Source organism: Ochrobactrum sp. SFR4, assembly GCF_019730395.1.
Taxonomy (GTDB): Bacteria; Pseudomonadota; Alphaproteobacteria; order Rhizobiales; family Rhizobiaceae; genus Pseudochrobactrum.
In genome coordinates, this window is record NZ_JAAPBB010001469.1 from 1 (window position 1) to 231 (window position 231).

Genomic DNA, 231 nt, shown 5'->3' on the forward strand with positions numbered 1-231 from the left:
CTTTGTACTGATCGCGGAATTTTTTTAAAATCTCAATCAGGCCGGAAGAGGCAAAATCTTCCAGTACTCCAAGCCGTACACGGCCAGAACCGGACAGGCTCGACAGTCTGCCAAGCACATCATCACTGATACGCAAAATCTCCTGTGCCTGTGACAACAGAACCATGCCCGCCGCAGTCATTTTGAGGCCGCGTGCAGAGCGTTCAAACAGTTTGATATCCAGTAATTCTT

1 pseudogene is annotated in these 231 nt (G+C 48.9%); it reads right to left on the reverse strand.

Annotated features, from left to right (window positions below):
* Positions 1-231 (reverse strand): annotated as a pseudogene (locus HBA93_RS23900) (LysR family transcriptional regulator); the annotation flags it as partial.